The organism is Fischerella muscicola PCC 7414, assembly GCF_000317205.1.
Lineage (GTDB): Bacteria > Cyanobacteriota > Cyanobacteriia > Cyanobacteriales > Nostocaceae > Fischerella > Fischerella muscicola.
On record NZ_AJLK01000098.1, the window covers coordinates 1 to 17,744 of the forward strand.

The 17,744-nt window shown below is 42.3% G+C and carries 17 protein-coding genes and 2 tRNA genes; 10 read left to right on the forward strand and 9 right to left on the reverse strand.

Going from position 1 to position 17,744, the window contains the following annotated elements; all coding sequences use genetic code 11:
• Together UYI_RS0114405 and ccmS are read left to right on the forward strand one after the other, a co-directional pair.
• A partial coding sequence (locus UYI_RS0114405) for an ABC transporter ATP-binding protein (RefSeq protein WP_016867351.1) occupies positions 1 to 672 on the forward strand: 672 nt, incomplete at its 5' end.
• 35 nt (positions 673 to 707) lie between these two features.
• Positions 708 to 1,136 (forward strand): beta-carboxysome assembly chaperone CcmS, encoded by a 429-nt coding sequence (gene ccmS / locus UYI_RS0114410; protein ID WP_016867352.1) that lies wholly within the window; start codon positions 708 to 710, stop codon positions 1,134 to 1,136.
• A 307-nt stretch (positions 1,137 to 1,443) separates the two neighbouring features.
• Here ccmS and UYI_RS0114415 read toward each other — a convergent pair.
• From UYI_RS0114415 to yqeK, 5 genes are all read right to left on the reverse strand, one after another.
• Positions 1,444 to 1,520: transfer RNA gene (locus tag UYI_RS0114415), tRNA-Met, on the reverse strand.
• Positions 1,521 to 1,566: 46 nt separating this feature from the next.
• Positions 1,567 to 2,520, reverse strand: coding sequence for an asparaginase (locus UYI_RS0114420; protein ID WP_009455612.1), 954 nt, complete (start codon positions 2,518 to 2,520; stop codon positions 1,567 to 1,569).
• A gap of 199 nt (positions 2,521 to 2,719) precedes the next feature.
• Complete coding sequence (locus UYI_RS0114425; RefSeq protein ID WP_016867353.1) at positions 2,720 to 3,220, reverse strand: CGLD27 family protein; 501 nt, start codon at positions 3,218 to 3,220, stop codon at positions 2,720 to 2,722.
• The gene (rsfS, locus tag UYI_RS0114430) at positions 3,217 to 3,678 is read right to left on the reverse strand and encodes a ribosome silencing factor (RefSeq protein WP_016867354.1); all 462 of its coding nucleotides are present in this window, start codon (positions 3,676 to 3,678) and stop codon (positions 3,217 to 3,219) included. The genes UYI_RS0114425 and rsfS overlap by 4 nt, the downstream gene beginning before the upstream one ends.
• A gap of 115 nt (positions 3,679 to 3,793) precedes the next feature.
• Positions 3,794 to 4,390, reverse strand: a complete 597-nt coding sequence (gene yqeK / locus UYI_RS0114435; RefSeq protein ID WP_016867355.1) for a bis(5'-nucleosyl)-tetraphosphatase (symmetrical) YqeK — start codon at positions 4,388 to 4,390, stop codon at positions 3,794 to 3,796.
• Between the two features lie 200 nt (positions 4,391 to 4,590).
• Here yqeK and UYI_RS0114440 point away from each other — a divergent pair.
• Positions 4,591 to 4,664, forward strand: a tRNA-Val gene (locus UYI_RS0114440).
• 70 nt (positions 4,665 to 4,734) lie between these two features.
• On the opposite strand, the gene UYI_RS0114445 is transcribed toward UYI_RS0114440, so the two are convergent.
• Positions 4,735 to 5,181: a hypothetical protein gene (locus UYI_RS0114445; RefSeq protein WP_016867356.1), complete on the reverse strand. Its 447-nt coding sequence runs from the start codon at positions 5,179 to 5,181 to the stop codon at positions 4,735 to 4,737.
• Positions 5,182 to 5,692: 511 nt separating this feature from the next.
• Here UYI_RS0114445 and UYI_RS0114450 point away from each other — a divergent pair.
• Complete coding sequence (locus UYI_RS0114450; RefSeq protein WP_016867357.1) at positions 5,693 to 7,189, forward strand: aldehyde dehydrogenase family protein; 1,497 nt, start codon at positions 5,693 to 5,695, stop codon at positions 7,187 to 7,189.
• 113 nt (positions 7,190 to 7,302) lie between these two features.
• Here UYI_RS0114450 and UYI_RS0114455 read toward each other — a convergent pair whose 3' ends face one another.
• The 3 genes from UYI_RS0114455 to UYI_RS0114465 all read right to left on the reverse strand — a co-directional run bounded on the left by UYI_RS0114455 (position 7,303) and on the right by UYI_RS0114465 (position 11,403).
• Entirely contained in the window at positions 7,303 to 9,399 is a 2,097-nt protein-coding gene (locus UYI_RS0114455; protein WP_016867358.1) for a CHAT domain-containing protein, read from the reverse strand.
• Between the two features lie 194 nt (positions 9,400 to 9,593).
• Positions 9,594 to 10,409 (reverse strand): DUF3598 family protein, encoded by an 816-nt coding sequence (locus UYI_RS0114460; RefSeq protein ID WP_016867359.1) that lies wholly within the window; start codon positions 10,407 to 10,409, stop codon positions 9,594 to 9,596.
• 91 nt (positions 10,410 to 10,500) lie between these two features.
• Positions 10,501 to 11,403 (reverse strand): cell division protein FtsX, encoded by a 903-nt coding sequence (locus tag UYI_RS0114465; RefSeq protein WP_016867360.1) that lies wholly within the window; start codon positions 11,401 to 11,403, stop codon positions 10,501 to 10,503.
• A 305-nt stretch (positions 11,404 to 11,708) separates the two neighbouring features.
• Here UYI_RS0114465 and def point away from each other — a divergent pair, with 305 nt between their 5' ends.
• The 6 genes from def (at position 11,709) to UYI_RS32625 (ending at position 17,718) form a co-directional block, all read left to right on the forward strand.
• Positions 11,709 to 12,272: a peptide deformylase gene (gene def / locus UYI_RS0114470; RefSeq protein WP_016867361.1), complete on the forward strand. Its 564-nt coding sequence runs from the start codon at positions 11,709 to 11,711 to the stop codon at positions 12,270 to 12,272.
• A gap of 21 nt (positions 12,273 to 12,293) precedes the next feature.
• Positions 12,294 to 12,494 (forward strand): hypothetical protein, encoded by a 201-nt coding sequence (locus UYI_RS0114475; protein ID WP_016867362.1) that lies wholly within the window; start codon positions 12,294 to 12,296, stop codon positions 12,492 to 12,494.
• A 520-nt stretch (positions 12,495 to 13,014) separates the two neighbouring features.
• Positions 13,015 to 14,751 carry a S8 family peptidase gene (locus tag UYI_RS0114480; protein ID WP_016867363.1) on the forward strand — a complete coding sequence of 579 codons (1,737 nt, stop codon included), beginning with the start codon at positions 13,015 to 13,017 and terminating at the stop codon, positions 14,749 to 14,751.
• Between the two features lie 525 nt (positions 14,752 to 15,276).
• The gene (locus UYI_RS0114485) at positions 15,277 to 15,588 is read left to right on the forward strand and encodes a hypothetical protein (protein ID WP_026085955.1); all 312 of its coding nucleotides are present in this window, start codon (positions 15,277 to 15,279) and stop codon (positions 15,586 to 15,588) included.
• Between the two features lie 165 nt (positions 15,589 to 15,753).
• The gene (locus UYI_RS0114490; protein ID WP_016867365.1) at positions 15,754 to 17,043 is read left to right on the forward strand and encodes a glucose-1-phosphate adenylyltransferase; all 1,290 of its coding nucleotides are present in this window, start codon (positions 15,754 to 15,756) and stop codon (positions 17,041 to 17,043) included.
• Between the two features lie 138 nt (positions 17,044 to 17,181).
• On the forward strand, positions 17,182 to 17,718 hold the full coding sequence (locus UYI_RS32625; RefSeq protein WP_081589230.1) for an AAA family ATPase: 537 nt from the start codon (positions 17,182 to 17,184) through the stop codon (positions 17,716 to 17,718).
• Positions 17,719 to 17,744: the final 26 nt, after the last annotated feature.

Sequence of the window (17,744 nt, forward strand, 5' to 3'; positions counted from 1 at the left end):
AAAAATTTATCATTGGATATTCCCGCCGGCAAAACGATCGCGATTGTTGGTTCCACTGGTTCTGGTAAAAGCACTTTAGTCAAACTATTATTACGCTTGTATGAAGTGCAATCTGGAACAATTACCCTAGATGGCATTGATATCCAAAAGCTGCAATTTCGAGACTTACGCCGTTGCATCGGTTTGGTAAGTCAAGATGTCTTTTTATTTCATGGTACTGTAGCCGAAAATATCGCCTACGGAAGCTTTGACGCCACAGAAGCAGAAATTATCACGGCGGCGAAAGTAGCTGAAGCTCACGATTTTATTATGCGTTTACCCCAAGGCTATGAGACAATTGTCGGGGAACGAGGGCAAAAGTTATCTGGTGGACAACGCCAACGGATTGCGATCGCTCGTGCTATTCTCAAAAATCCACCGATTCTTATATTAGACGAAGCTACCTCGGCAGTGGATAATGAAACAGAAGCAGCAATTCAAAGGTCACTAGAACGGATTACCGTTAACAGAACAACAATTGCGATCGCTCACCGTCTTTCTACTATCCGCAATGCTGATCGTATCTACGTTATGGAATACGGACAATTTATTGAGTCTGGAACTCATGAACAACTGTTAGAGCAAAACGGAGTGTATGCAAGTCTCTGGCGTGTACAATCGGGTTTGAAGTAACCTAAAATCCAAAATATCCAAAATCCAAAATTGACATGATATTCGGTACTACCCAACCAGAATCACCTAACAACCAATGGCGTCGCCAACTAGATCAATTTGTCAAAGCACATCAGCGAGAATTAGCAGCACTAGCTTGGGGTTTGTGGTTAGAAAATGGTGACACTCAGGGTACTATCGGTATTGATCTACAGCCTCAACCGCGATTTGTGTATTGTCCCAAAGAAGCGATCGAAAAATTAAATGAGAGTGTGGAAAATAGACTCCAGGAAGTCCTGGGAATCATAGAACATTATCAACCAGAAGTTGAAGTTGTCATGGTTGGTATTGGCAAAGAGCAAATCAAGCTGATCCATTATGAGCCACAACCAGCACCACCAGAATGTTTTGCAGAAGTCGGAAAAGATGTGGATAGTTTATTGGATATGTTGGAACAGGGTTTAAGCGAAGAATTGCAAGGGTAGAAGGGGAGATGGGGTGATGGGGTGATGGGGTGATGAGGAGATGGGGAGATGGGGGGCTAGGGGTCCCCACTTTGTGGGTTGGGGGGCAATGGGGAGTGTGAGGAGTAAAACAACTAACAACTAACAACTAACAACTAACAACTAACAACTATTGTACAGACGCGATTAATCGCGTCTCTACCCACTAACTACTAACCGCAATTTCACTTTGTGTCTTGGTGGTGAATCACGTTTGTTTTGAACTACCATATTCATAATCAAAAACAAATCCCTACAATATTTATGACTGTAGGGATTTGCTTCTATTTGGTGGCGGGAAGTGGATTTGAACCACTGACCTTCGGGTTATGAGCCCGACGAGCTACCAGGCTGCTCTATCCCGCGTCGCTTCGTCTTCTCTACTATAACAGTAAAGACTAAAAATTGGCAACTATAAAAGTGATAATTCTCCAATGACTTCTAAACGCTTGTATTTACCGAGGTTCATAAACTTTTCTGATAAGGCTTGGGCAACGCTAGGACTAATCCAACCCATCTGCTGAAGCAAGTGAATGGCAGCAGCATATTTTGCCCGCTTGGCTCCATCTATAACTTTTATTGCCAGTCCCATACCTTCACCGAGTCTGCCAATACACTGCACTCCTTCCGCACCGGATTTACTTACCAGTTCTCCTGGAGTTAAACGCATCAGTTCGGTGTCAAATTCTCCATCTCCTGCTACCATCGTGGGGTGATGAGTCATGGCTCGGACTATCCGCTCCATATCCAAATTACTGCGAGAAGCTAGCAGAGCATACAAATACCCCATTTGCGCTAGTTGCATGAGATATGTGGGTGCGCCGCAGTCATCATGAGCGCTGATAAATTCTTCAGCTGGCATTTTTAGCAATTCTGCTATTTTGGTAATAATCAGCTGCTGTACAGGGTGTTTACGCTGTAAGTAGTTGTTTAAAGACCAATTACACTGTTGACATACGGCTAACATTCCGGCATGTTTCCCAGAGCAGTTATATTCTAGGGGGCTACGCTTGCCTTCAGGAGTTGGACATTGCAATGCTGAGGGATCAATATCAGCCCGCCAGAGAATATTGAATACTTGTCGAACTTGCTGAATCGTGCCTTTGTGGGAACTAGTGATGATTGCTAAGTCGCGATCGCTCAAATCATAGCGTTCTAGTGTCCCTGTAGTGGTGACAGCCAGAGCTTGAAATGGTTTGAGGGCAGAACGGACAAAGGTGGCGGTTTCAGCATTGCCAGCAACCGACAGCACCCGTCCCCGTTCGTCGCATACGACTGCTTGGACTATATGCTTTGATTCTATAATGCCTTCGCGCAGTAATCTAACTTCTAATGTGGCGGCTTGGGTTCGTTTTCCCATTGTCATGGGTAATTATCTATGGTGATTTTGTTATTCGTCATCTTTTGTTGGTAGTTGTTTGTTGTTTGTTGTTTGTTGTTTGTTGTTTGTTATAACAACCACCAACTAGCAACTATCAACCCTTCGGGTTCGCCAGTCCCCCATCGTGACGGGAACCGCCTTTTTGGGGGGCTGGACTCACCACCAACCACCAACCAATGACTATTTAAACTAAGTGCCAAACTATCGTACCAACAACGAAGGACACAGCCAAGCCAGCAAAGGTAATTTGTAACCGTTTGATGATTGGTTTAATTTCATAGGTGACAATTAAGCGATCGCGATTGAGTACTTCTAATGGTTTTGTCCAAGTTTGGCCGTCGTACCAGCCCGATTCTTCATAAAATATAATGGGACTGGCAAGGCGATCGCGCACATAAGACCAGCCCAAATATAACCGTAACAGTATCAGTACTACACCGATGCTTCCTCCGGCAGCACCGGAGAGAATAAACTGGAGCGTGTACTTGTGTGGAGTAAAGCTTGCTGCTGCTACTGGTGCTGCGAGTACGCAAGATAAACCCCAAATCCAAGCTATTTTTGTGATGTAGTCACGCCAGTTTAAGGTGCAATCACTAAATAACCAAGAAGATTTTAACTCTTCATACTCATTAAGTGGTTGTTGCTCAGTAGGAACCGGGCAGTTAGAGACTGAAGACTTGATCATGTTGACTTACCCCCACCATCGTCGGATGTTGGAAACTCGACACGTTCTGCATGACCCCAAAAGGCTTCTAAATTGTAAAACTCACGCTCTTTTGGCATCATAATATGGACGATAACATCGGCGTAATCTAGCACTACCCAAGTTCCTTCAGCTTTTCCTTCTACCCGTAAGGGACGTTTTTGCCACTCTTGTTGTACTTGATCTTCTACTGCCTCGGCGATCGCCCTGACTTGCACCCTGGAATAGCCAGTCATGAATGCAAAGTAGTCTGCTAGATAAGATACATCTGCTACTCTCAGTATTAAAATATCACCTGCTTTCCGGTCTGATGCTGCTTCAGCAATGGTTGCGACTACATTTTCACTAGTGTCATTGGTGTCAAATTGTGGGCTTGTGAGCGCACTTTTTTGGACAGTGAGTGATTGTAATGGAAAGTTGGCTTGGAAATAATCAGACATTAAACCTCAGCTGCTTCTTTGTTTATTGACAATTTTTTACAATTACTGACAAATGAGCATTGAACTGCAACTGTAATGAGCTGGTTTTTTTGAATACTAACAAAAAAATAGCAGTCTATACAGTTGTTGCCATAATTGGCTGTTTAGTTCTCGACTTTTGTAAAAACCAATTGCGAGTGGCGATCGCGCGTGGATGAATCAGACTAGGGCTTTCTAGCAAGAATTTGAACATGTAATCGCAGGTTAACCAAACAGCCCGTTCGAGATTTTCAAAACTTGTTTTTCTTAAAGCTTGTAATTGAGCAGAGTCACCCCGCCCTGGTTCGAGAGTATCTGCTAAAAATACGATACAAGAGAGTGGACTCATGCCTGGTCTACCCAAAGTGTGATTGGCGATCGCTTGTAATACTTCTTCATCTTGTACACCAAAAGTCTCTTTGGCAACGATGGCGCTGACATCTGCATGTAACAGATGGGGTGAGGCTACCATCACTTCGTCTATTTCCAACCCAGCTACCTCTGCCATCAGCAAAAGCTTCTTGGATGGAAAATATTTTGCCAAATCATGCATTAGCCCAGCCGTGGCAGCTTTTTCTCGATCTAATTGATAATGTTGAGCTAATTCCACCACCATCTGTTCTACTCTAAGAATGTGGTTGATCCGTGAACTCGGAACATTCTCAGCTAACCAGGCTAAGACTTTTTGGCGCATAATCACTTGACACCCAAATAAGAATTGTGGCAATAAGACGAAGACTTGTGATCAATAGATATTTCTATTGTAACGAATCACGCCAGTCTCCACTTTCAGCACCAATAAAGCAAAGCAGGCACGCTATAAAAATAGACAAAAATAAATTGTCTGCAAAACTTGCTTACAGCAAAAAATTTATGTTATATTCGCAAAAGTGCGGACGTATAGCTCAGTTGGTTAGAGCGCTACGTTGACATCGTAGAGGTCACTGGTTCGAATCCAGTTACGTCCATAAAAAACAAAGCCCGCACAAGCGGGCTGTAAAAAAACAAACAGCTAACAACTACATATAGTCTTAGTTACTACCTTTGTTGCTGTTGCTGCTGGCGTCTTACATTCTCCCGATACTGGTCTAGTTGTTTCTTTTGTTGGGGAGTTAAAACAGCTTCCATCTGCTGTTGTGAAGACACCAAAATTTGCTGCAATTGGGTTTTTTGTTGTGGGGTAAAATCTAGTGCAGCAAAAGCTTGTTGAGGAGGCTGGCCTGATTGCATCGCAGTCTTGATTTGGTCACGCTGCTTCTGTGTAAGCACCTTCTCAATGCTATTACGAGCGTTAGCACGAATTTGGGCAATCTTTTGTTGTTGTTGCTGTGATAATTGAATCCGGGGTGGTTGTAATTGTTGGTTTGCTTGTGCAAGTTGCAAGGGGACTTTCGGAGCGCTTTCTGCTTGCACAGAGCGCTGGGGCATGACTGTAAAACTGAGGGCAGCTGCTGTGGCTATCAGTGATATATTTTTGAGTTTCATTTATTGCCTCGTGGATTTCTCCCTTTCGTTTTATTAATTATAGAAACTGATTGTCCATAACTACGTCCGTAATATTCGCGCCTTCAGTAGAATCTCTTGTAAAGTCTGGCTTGAAAATTAAGGCACAGGCAGAGGACAGAGGGCAGAGGGCAGAGGGCAGAGGGCAGAGGGCAGAGGGCAGAAGAGGTAATAATTTTCATAGCAAGGTTTGTGCCAAAACAGCAGCATGAATGACTATCTTGAAAATAGGGATTGGGGATCAACTTAACAGCAAACCCATAATCCATCGCCTTGCACGGTGTGTATCCGTGTTCGTTGAAATTTCATCCCCTTGTTGTGGGCAATTGCCCGTGGGGGTATAACAAAAGGGTAAAAGCCCCCAGATTTATCTGTAGAACTAATCCGTCTTGAAAAGCTTTGAAGTTCCCTCCGGGACGCTACGTGAACGCCCCAAGCCCTAGCTCAAACTTTTCGCAAAATCCAAAATCTAAAATCTAAAATCCAAAATCAAATGGACACTCCACTAACTTGTCGTAATTATATTGATGGTAAATGGTTAACCGCTGTTGCAGCAGCTACTTTAGAAAGCCGCAATCCTGCTAACAAACGTGAAGTCATTGCTACTTTTCCCCGTTCTGCTGCCACTGACGTAGATACAGCAGTGTTTGCTGCGCGTCAAGCTTACCAAAGTTGGCGATTAGTCCCCGCCCCAGCTAGAGCAGAATATATTTTTAAAGTCGGGGAACTTTTAAGTAAGTACAAAGAAGAACTGGCACAATTAATCTGCCGGGAAATGGGTAAACCCCTAGCAGAAGCACGGGGAGATGTACAAGAAGGTATTGACTGTGCTTTTTATAGTGCAGCTGAAGGGAGACGTTTGTTTGGGCAAACCACACCATCAGAAATGCCCAACAAATTCGCGATGACGGTACGGATGCCCATCGGAGTCTGTGCTCTCATTACTCCGTGGAACTTCCCTATCGCTATTCCCTGCTGGAAAGCCATGCCAGCTTTAGTGTGCGGTAACACTGTTATTTTCAAACCAGCAGAAGATACCCCCGCCTGTGCCACAAAACTAGTAGAAATTTTTGCCGAAGCAGGTTTACCACCAGGAATCATTAATCTAGTGCATGGGGTGGGCGAAGAGGTTGGAAAAGCTTTAGTTGCTCATCCTGATGTAGATTTGGTATCTTTTACAGGTTCTTCCGAAACGGGTGCAGAAGTTGGTTCTATCTGTGGACGCACTCACAAACGCGTCTGTTTAGAAATGGGTGGTAAGAATGCTCAAATAGTCATGGAAGACGCAGACTTAGAACTCGCCCTAGATGGTGCGGTTTGGGGGGCATTTGGTACTGCCGGCCAACGCTGCACTGCTACCAGTCGTCTGATTTTGCATCGAGACATCAAAGAAAAATTTACCACTATGCTCAAAGAGCGTACCAGCAAATTACGTCTGGGTACTGGTAGTGATCCAAACACAGAAGTCGGGCCAATCATCAACGAAAGACAACTGCAACGAGTCAGCCAATATCTAGATATTGCCCGTGCAGAAGGGGCAAAAGTATTAATTGGTGGAGAAATTGCAACAGAGGGAGAACTAGAAAATGGCTACTTCTTTCAACCAACTATTCTGGACGAAGTAACGCCGCAAATGCGAGTTGCTCAAGAAGAAATATTTGGGCCAGTGGTGGCATTAATAGAAGTGAATAGTTTTGAGGAGGCGATATCAATCCTCAACAACACCAAGTACGGTCTTTCTTCCTCAATTTATACCCGTGATATCAACCGTGCCTTTACAGCCATGCGCGATATCGAAGCAGGAATCACCTACATCAATGGCCCTACCATTGGTGCAGAGGTGCATTTGCCCTTTGGTGGTGTTAAACAAACAGGTAATGGACACCGGGAAGCTGGAACTACTGCCTTGGATATTTTCACAGAATGGAAGACAGTGTATGTAGATTTTTCTGGTAGCTTGCAAAGAGCGCAGATTGACAATCGAGAATAACACTAGCTTGAAAATAGGGAACAGAGAACAGAGAACGGGGAACAGGCAACAAGTTAAGAGGTATTTTCATTGGTGTAGACAGTTCATGATGACTATTTATAACCACCAACAAATCACATCCCATTCCCAATTAAAATAAATCCTGCCCAGTAGTAGGGATGGTCGTAAATACCGTCGAGTAATGATAACTGGGCTTTTTGTAAAGCTGCAACTTTGCTAAGCTTATCTTGTTGGAGTGCAGCGTAGAAAGCATTCATAAGTGCTTGCGTACCGTCATCGGAAACTTGCCATAAAGAAGCGATCGCAGCTTTTGCACCCGCCTCTTGCATAACATAGCCAAATCCCAAAATCTCTATACCATCGCCTAACTGTCCTCCTAACCCAGTTTCGCAGGCACTCAATACTACTAAATCAGCGTTAGAAAGATTCCAAAATCGTAAATCCCGAAAACTGGCTGCATTACCGTCACCAAACAAAATAAAAGATTCATCCGGCACACCTGGGACAAAAGCAGCATGGGTGGCAAAGTGGAGAATGGGGTAGTTGCTCATCAGCTTTAAGGTTTCTTGTTCGGTAAATTCTGAGTCAATCAGCTTTGCTGAACCAGGAAAAGCTGAGGTCACATTTTCTACTTCCTTTGCCGCAAAAGGCAGTCCACCCAACTTGAAGGTACGTTTACCAACCTTGATATCGTAATTTCCTCGCGTAAAAGCACCTGCTAATATCTTCAAATTTTGTGGACGTTGTTGTAAATCGGTGAGACTAAGAGCAGTAATATTATTTACTCGATAATTCTGCACTAACCACTGTTTGCCATCATAAAGCGCTGCCAGGGGTATGTAGCGTAACTGCCCATCTGGTGCATAGATAATGGTTTTTGTATTGGCTTCCTTCAGAGCAGGTTCAATTGGTTGGATTAACCAACTATAAAGTTTCTGTCCTGGTTTTTTCGCGTCGTTTGGTGGATTCTCCAAAGCCTTGCGGAATTCCTCAATTGTCCGGTATAGTTCTTGACGCTTGACAGTCACAGAACGACGGATTGGGGGCGTATAAGGAGTAACTAACACTAGTTCCAGGCGGTCTTCTAGAATCAGGGGATAGAGCAAAACCGCATTTATATCTAGTTGCCGAATAAAGTCTTGCAGACGCCTAAGTATTTTAGGATTGAGATTTTCACCGCCAGTAGCCCGGTTGAGTTCTTGGACATGAGCCATGACTTCTGGACTATCACTAAATGCCAAGAATTCTTTTAAACTGTCTCTTTGAGCAGCTTCCAGTTCTTGCCTGCGTGTCTCTTGTTGGGGTGTGCGATCTTTTTCAGGAATCTTTTGCAATTCACTCAGTTCTTTGCCCTGTTTGACCACTAGAGAAATTTCATTGTTAAATTTATCTACAACCTGCTGTTCTGGTTGCAGATATTCCATGCCCTGGGGTGTTTTGGCTTTGTCTCGTACACTATTAAGATAACCATCTAGTTCTTGGACTTTGAGCGAGTCAACAGCTACTTGCGCTTCTACTACACGGTTTTGCTTGAGTAACAAATCAGCTAGGTGGCGATAGGTATTTGTTAACCTGCTTGTATACAACTGTTGAATTTGTTGTTGTGGGGATAGTTTGGAATCAACTTCCATACCCTCCAAAACATTAATCGCTTGCTTGTAAAAAACAATTGCTAACTCTGGCTTTTGTTGTGCTTCTAAAAGAGAAGCTATTTGGTGCAGAATTTCTGCTTGGGCTTGCATGTTATTGGTTTCTTTGCCCATCACCAAAGATTGTTGATAAAGTTCTTGTGCTTTCGCATAAACCCCAGTTTTGTAATAAATTACACCTATGTGACTGAAAATTTCCATTTCCTCAGTCTTGTTATCAGTTTCTTTAGCAATAACCAAGGCTTGCTGATAATAATCTAGGGCTTTGGGGTACTCGCGTAATTTCTCGTAAGTTTGCCCGATATATTTGAGAGTCGTTATTTCGCCTTGACGCTGGCCAGTTGCTTTAAAAATATCTAACGCCTGTGCAAAAGTTCCTAAAGCTTCGCGCAACTTACCTTGATTAAGCTGTTGCAGTCCCTGTTGTTGTAACTGCAAAGCCTCTTGTGTGCGGCGTTGTGTTGTATCTGTTGTCGGAGGCTGGAGAGTCGGGATATCACACGAAACCACGAAAATTAGGCAAAGTATGATAGGAGCAAGGCGTTGGAGAAGGTAAAGCATTGGTAAGCTCTCCAGTTAACAGGAGTGCTAATGATTTATTCAGTTATATATCCTTATTTCTCGGAATCTAAATCGGATTCACACAAAAACATTACCCAGTATTGCACAATGGCATTTTTATATCTAGATTTTGCTGCCCATCGCAATATTACATTGCTTTTATAGCAATCTTAGTTTACAGGCTTGCTCTTAATTTATACAAAATTCACCCGATTTTCTGTCACCAAAGTCAGACTCACCCATTCTCCTTTATCGTTATAGCTACGAATCATGCGTTGGCGGAGATTGGGTGTAATTAACCAACCCACTTCCAAAAATAAGGGTTGGCAAAATTGCACTTTTAATGGTGAAGTAGCAGAAGCGCCATCGGGTAACAGTAAGACTTGTATTTGCTTTTGCAAGTCTTGACTAAATCTAAGAATAGAACCGTTGATTGTAGCGGTGGAAGTAATTGTGCGATCGCCAAACGAAAGACTTTGTACTAAGCCTCCAGAACTATCTAGTTGCAAATGCATTTTGGTAGAGTAACGATCAGGCGATCGCCAATCCGGATATATCGTCACTGCTTCGCCTTGCCATTCTCCTAACAATGCTTCTACTGTTGTTAAAGCAGGGCTTTGTGTGGCTGGGGTTTCGGCTAGATGTTCGCGGATGAGGGTAAATTGTTCTAATTGACCATTTTTATCAAACAATTGCACGAGGCGCAAACGGCGATTTTCATGAATTAACCCTAATTCTGCTCCAAATTCAGAAAATGGCCCCAGCTGAATCGTACCTTGAGAGAAAGCACCATTCTCAAAAAATAATACACCCCGTCCAAGGGAACTGTATTCTAAGACTTTTTCATCTCCACCCAGACGAATAATTTGACGAATTGTTTGATTATTATTTAACCCTTCTAAAGACACAACGCTGGGTGTATCTGCGAGTATTTCCCCTTGGGGAGATACACGAGTAAATGAACCTCGCCATTCACCAAGATTTTTTAATAGAGATTCCCATTGAGTCATTTGTTGGTTGTTGGTTAGTAGTTAGTAGTTAGTGGTTAGTAGTTAATTACTAATGACAATTAACAATTGACAATTGATAATTGACAATTGACTAACTTTTCGCAAATTTTTGCACAGCAAATAAACTTCCTATTAATCCTACGGTTGCACCAAAGTTCAGAAGAATCAAGGGTAATAATAAAGTTTGTAACGGAGTCAGTTGTAAACCATTGGTGAGAAATTTGATAAATTCGGGTTGATTAGCCAGTAAATGTCCCAGAAACTGTTGAATAATGCTAATGAAACTCCAAGCGATCGCACCTCCAACCAAACCAAAAGCAATTCCCTGCAAGATAAACGGTAGGTAAATCCAAGCGGAAGTTGCTCCCACTAGCTGCATAATTTCAATTTCTCGGCGTCGCGCCATAACTATTAATCTGATAGTAGTGGTAGTAACAGCGATCGCTGTTAAAGTCAAAATTATAGTAATTGTCAGTGTCACCCAGCTTAAACCTCGATTTAACTGAGAAATCCTTCTGACTGCTTCATCTACATACTGAACTGCATCTACTCCATGCAACTTTGCTAGTTGTGTTGCTAAGGTTGGCACTACCTCAGAGTTACGTGCTTTCACCTTCAATTCATCTACAAGCGGATTTTCACCTAGCTGCTGAGTAGCACCTTCGATATTAGAAATTCCCAACTCTTTAACTAACTTCTGCCAAGCTTGTTCTTTGGTAATAACTTTTATGTCTGCAACCTCTGGCATTGTTGACACCAACGGTTCAACACTTTCAGTGCGCACACCCGGATCAAGATACACAGATACTTCCAACTGGCTACCGAATTGATAAAGTAATTTTTCTACTTGCCAGGAAGTTTGTAAACTCAAACCGAATAAAAATAGTAACACAGTAACAGTACTGATAGCAGCCCAATTCATCCAGCTACCGCGCTGCAAACCAATCAAGGTTTCTTTTAGCAGATAGTCAAGTTTGGTCAGTATTTTCAACATTATATAACCTATCGTTTATACAAAATAATCAAACTCTATTATTAGTCATTAGTCATTTGTCAATGGTCAATTGTCATTGGTTTAGTGGTTATTGGTTGTACCAGACGCGCTGTTTGAAGCGTCTGTACATTGGTTAGTGGTTGTTATTGACTTCTCACACCCCTCACACTCCCCACCTCCCCACCTCCCCACTCCCTTGGGGGAGTGGGGGCCGGTGAGTTCCCCACCTCCCCACTCTCCCAGAGATTGCTAAGATTGAATAAAGCGGAATCATTTCCAATCCATAATAGGTGAGATAAAAAAGAATGCCTTCGGAAGTCGCTGTTGAGAAGAAAAAGTTACAAAATCCGCCCTTGGAACTGCATTACCTTGGCGATCGCGTTTTGCGCCAAGGGGCCAAGCGCGTTACTAAAGTAGACGAAGAAATCCGCAAACTAGCACGGGAAATGCTACAAACCATGTACAGCCAAGATGGTATTGGTTTGGCTGCACCCCAAGTCGGAATTAATAAACAAGTTATAGTCATCGATCTTGAACCAGATAACGCGGCTAATTCCCCACTAGTCTTGATTAACCCCACTATTAAACAGGTGAGTCGGGACATCTGCGTTGCCCAAGAAGGATGTTTGAGCATTCCAGGAGTTTACATGGATGTGAAGCGTCCTGAAGTTGTAGAAATCTCCTACAAAGATGAGTATGGACGTCCTAAAACACTGAAGGCTTCAGATTTACTGGGACGCTGTATTCAGCACGAGATCGACCACCTCAACGGTGTAGTATTTGTAGACCGTGTAGAAAACTCTTTGGCTTTAGCGCAGGAGTTATCCAAGCACGGCTTCTCCTATCAAGCTGTCAAATCAGTCGTGTAGGATGGTGTGCTTGTGAACGTAATGACTCCCAAGAGTGGTTTATTTTTAGCCTGTTCTTGCATTAGTGCGATCGCAGGAGTAGGTTCTATTTTTGAGCTTACCTCAGGACAGCCTGATTTAGGTACTCAAAATACCGCGATTATTTTAGGGTTGAGCATTCCCCTAACAGCACTATTTTTCTTTGCCGCAGTCAAAGATGCTAAAGCAAATTTAAATAAGTAAACATCAAAAATTATATTTATCAGGAAAAGGAAAAGGAAAAGGAAATATTTATCCTTTTACCTTTTACCTTTTATTTTTCAAGCTTCTGTTTACTTTTTGTCGCTTCACCTATCTGTATTTTCTCAAAACAAGATAAATACTTAACTATAAGTATAATTTAGCCATCCCTATTAATGAATTTTTCTTGGTGTCTTTGTGTCTTTGTGATTCAAGGATTATCTTCTTTACCACCAAGACACCAAGAATTTAATAGTTTTTTGCGCTTGATTTGAGTTCGTTTTTCACGAATTTAAGATTTTATTTATTTTTTTAGAGCAGAATTTTTGCGAAATCAACCAGACAGTTATTGTATTCATGAATTGCGAATGAACTTAATAGTTGTACTTTGTTTACATTTAGCAGCAGATAACTATATTCGTTTGCAACGATTTTAGCTAAAAAAATTACTTGTGAAAAATTGATGCTAAAGTGACTTATCCTGCTAAAATCTTCCAGCAATTGCACTGAAATAGAGGTAAAAATGAGACACGAAAAACTTTCTCCCGGATTGCTACTAGCTTATGAAGACTATCAAAGAGAAGGACAACAAGCTTTAACAACGCACAAGCGATCGCTCGGGATAATTGCCCCGAAAAATAGTATTAAGCCTACCCGTAGTGTCGTTTTTATCTACTGTGATGAAAATGCTGATTTGAGCCATTTGTCACAATACGGTATTGAAATTAACCAAAATACAGGTAGTGTCAGGACAGCATTTTTACCCATAGATAGTTTAGATGTGTTATCTGAAGAATCTGCTGTTGAAAGGATCAAACCATCTCGTAAATTAAAATTGCGGATGGATGTAGCACCAGAGAAAGTAAAACTGCCGGAGTTTAAGAATAATACTGGATTGACTGGTAAGGGAGTAGTTATTGGTGTCATAGACAGTGGTATTGATCCAAAACACCCCGCTTTTGCAGGACGTATCTTAAGAATTTGGGATCAAACCCTACCAGGCCCAGGAGTAGCAGAAGGCGGTTATGGAGCCGAATTAACCGGAACCCAGCTGACAATTTCCCAAGACACAGATGGTCATGGTACTCACGTTGCAGGTATTGCCTCTGGCTTGGATAATACCTATGGTGGTGTAGCACCAGAAGCAGAATTAGTAGTTGTTAAAACTGATTTGCAAGATGCTCATATTGCTGATGGTGTTCGCTATATTTTCCGAGTTGCAACTGAAATGGGACGTCCAGCAGTCGTGAATCTTAGCTTAGGTGGACACGCCGACGCCCATGATGGTAGTGACTCTCTATCAAAAATTATTGATGCTGAATCTGGGCCAGGAAGAATTGTTTGCTGTGCTGCGGGTAATGAAGGTAATGACAATATTCACGGTCAGACAACTGTTAGCAGCAAAACCTTGGGAACCATGCGCTTTAGTGTTCCCTACAATCAAGTAGGTATTGTCTGGTTAAACGCTTGGTATTCCCGTGATGGTCAGTTAGAAATATCTCTACGCAGTCCCAACGGATTTGTAACTCCTTTCCAACCAATCATTTCTGAGGGTAATCCCTCAAAACAATACAACTTACCAGATGCACGGGTGGAGATTGTCACTCCAGGGCCAGATCCAGTCAACGGGGACTATAACTTCTTTGTGCAAATTCGGGGTGGAGGTTTTATATTTAACCAACCTGTAGCAGGTGGAGTTTGGCAGTTACGGGTACGCAACACCTCCGGAAATAACGTACGCCTAGACGTGTGGACATTAGATGACGCAGCGTCGGTATTTTTTACAGGTAAAAGCATATCCGACACGATGAAAATTGGTTCACCAGGTGCTGCCAGCACTGCAATCACAGTGGCTTCTTATACTAGTAAAATTAAATACACTGATATTGATGGTATTGAGCGACAAGTCGGTCTAGAGTTGGATGATATTTCTGACTTTAGTAGCGAAGGTCCACTGCGGAATGGTTCTGAAAAGCCTGATGTTGCAGCACCAGGAGCAATGATTGTTTCTGCTCTTTCGTCTACTGCCAACTTTGATCGCTCAATGATGGTGAACTCTAAATTTGCAGCCTTAGCTGGTACAAGTATGGCAACACCATTTGTTACTGGCTTGGTAGCACTGTTGCTGCAACGTGATCCTAATCTTACTCCAGAGGCTGTGAAAGATTTGCTACGTCAAAATAGTTCTATTCCTGGACAAAATGCAGGAACCTTTGATAACAAATGGGGTTATGGACTAATTAATGTGGAAAATTTGTAGCTTCAAAGGCTTAAATAATACATCTGCCAAAAAGTAGAGAATTCAGCTTTGGCTAGTAGTTTGTGTCATTGGTTTTGATGAGGTGCGAGATCCCCGACTTTTTTAAAAAGTCGGGGATCTGGCCCTCGCAACCCCTGAGAACTAATGACACAGACCAATAGTTAAACACGTTATCCATAAATTAATTCAGTTAAGAGGTAAAGGGTAAAAGGTAAGGATTTTCTCTATTCTTTTAACTCTACCCCTTTAACCTTAGCTCTTTTCACCACAAGAAGTTAAATCTCTAATTAGTTATAGAAAATCAGATCATCGAGTCTACACAAGGGTAGGCGCGTCAAACTTATAAATCTGATAAGTTGTTTTTAGGACAGGTTATTTGAACCTGCCCTTTGTCCAATAAATAAGCTTACTGTAAAAGAATTAATACACTACGAAAGGGAAAAAGGTTAAAGGGCAAAGGGAAGAATATCAATTCCTTAAACCCTTCACCCTTTCTCCAATATGGTGTTAACAGGGGATTTTCAGATGAATTATAAGAAGCTAGACGCTGCCCTTGCTATGGCGCTAAATCAAGTTCAAGATCCAGATCAGCGTAGTTTAGTAGTTTTCATCCACACCCAACCACTAGCAGATAACTCTAATGCCACTGCTATTTTGGAAAATCTTGGAATCAGTGGAATTGCGGGAAACAAAGAAGTATTTTCAGCTACTTTGTCTGTCAATGAAATTGCTAAACTCTCAGAACAGTCTTGGGTACAGTATCTAAAACTATCGCAAAAGTTGCGTTTGGTGGATAGACACTTGGGGTCGAAGAGTATCAGTGTTAACAAATATTAATATTAATTGATACATCTAATTTGATTTTGTAACACATGTCGTACCATTTATCTTCGGCAGCAGTTTGTAAAGTTGACTAAACTTAGTTTTCGATACCCCCTTACCAGCTGCCGCAGACAGTCCTAAACTGTAGTTGAGAGTTGAAAGGCAGTCGGGAGCAAACTTGTGAAAAAAGTTTTAGCAATCATTCTCGGTGGCGGTGCAGGAACCCGCCTTTATCCGCTCACCAAACTACGCGCAAAACCAGCGGTGCCCTTGGCAGGTAAGTATCGATTGATAGATATCCCTGTCAGTAATTGTATAAATTCCGAAATTTTCAAAATATACGTCCTGACACAATTCAACTCGGCTTCTCTGAATCGCCATATTGCTCGTACCTACAGCTTTGCTGGCTTTACAGAAGGGTTTGTGGAAGTCCTCGCGGCACAGCAAACCCCAGAAAACCTTAGCTGGTTCCAAGGTACAGCCGATGCGGTTCGTCAATACCTATGGCTGTTTGAAGAATGGGATGTAGATGAATATTTGATACTATCCGGCGATCACCTGTATCGCATGGACTATCGCCAATTTATCCAACGTCATCGGGAAACTGGAGCTGATATTACTCTCTCAGTTATACCCATTGATGAACGTCGCGCCTCAGACTTTGGTTTGATGAAAATCAACGAGTCTGGCAGGGTTGTTGACTTCAGCGAAAAACCCAAAGGCGAAGCTTTAAAGAAAATGCAGGTTGATACTACTGTTTTAGGCTTAAACCAAGAACAAGCCGAACAGCAGCCATACATCGCCTCAATGGGAATCTATGTCTTTAAAAAAGATGTTTTGATCAAGTTGTTGAAAGAAGCTTCCGAAAGGACTGATTTTGGCAAAGAAATTATTCCTGATGCCGCCAGCGATTACAACGTTCAAGCTTACCTATTCAATGACTATTGGGAAGACATCGGAACAATTGAAGCGTTTTATAATGCCAATCTAACTTTAACTCAGCAACCTCGCCCGCCTTTTAGTTTCTACGATGAACAAGCGCCGATTTACACTCGCGCTCGTTATTTACCTCCCAGCAAACTGTTAGATTGTCATGTCACCCAATCGATTATTGGCGAAGGTTGTATTCTCAAAAATTGCCGCATTGAAAACTCGGTGTTAGGAGTGCGATCGCGCATTGAATCTGGCTCAATCATTCAAAATTCCTTGGTGATGGGTGCAGACATGTATCAGCCATTTGCCGAACGCCAGTCCGACTGTGAACGCCGTAGTATACCTTTAGGTATCGGTGCTAACACAATTATTCGCCGCGCCATCATTGACAAAAACACTCACATCGGCTGTGATGTCCAAATTGTTAACAAAGATAATGTCCAAGAAGCTGAGCGCGAAAGTCAAGGTTTCTATATCCGTAGTGGAATTGTCGTTGTGCTGAAAAACGCCGTCATTCCTGATGGAACGATAATTTAGTATATTTAGTTGTTTGTTGGTTGTTGGTAGTTGTTTGGAATAAACAACAAATTAATTGTTTGTTGGTTGTTGGTAGTTGTTTGGAATAAACAACCAACAACAAGCAACAAACAACAAACAACAAACAACAAATGACTAATGACAAAACTCTTCTTACTAATTGGTCTTCCTGGCAGCGGTAAGTCAACCTTAGCAAAACAATTAGTGACACAATGCCCCCAGAGGCAACTGGTTTCTACCGATGCTATCCGGGGGCAATTATTTGGTAGTGAAGCAATCCAGGGGCCTTGGCTGCTGATTTGGCGAGAAACTGAGCGGCAATTTCAAAGAGCGATCGCTACAAATAGTACAGTAATTTATGATGCTACTAACGCTCAGCGACGCCACCGTCGTGAAGTCATTACCTTAGCCCGCGACATTGGTTTTACTCATATTACCGGGATTTGGGTAAAAACTCCTGTTTGGCTATGTTTAGCACGCAATCAAAGACGGGAACGTCAAGTACCAGAAGATGTGATTTTTCGGATGTATCGTCAATTGCGCGATGCTTCTCCTAGTTTAGAAGAAGGACTAGATTGCCTAATTTGCTATTCGGGGACTTCACAAAGTACGGAAATTGCCCTCACGTTTTCAGCAACAACCGAACTCGAATTTATTAAAGGTTTGTTAATTTAAAATCAGAGTTAATCTGCCTAGAATTC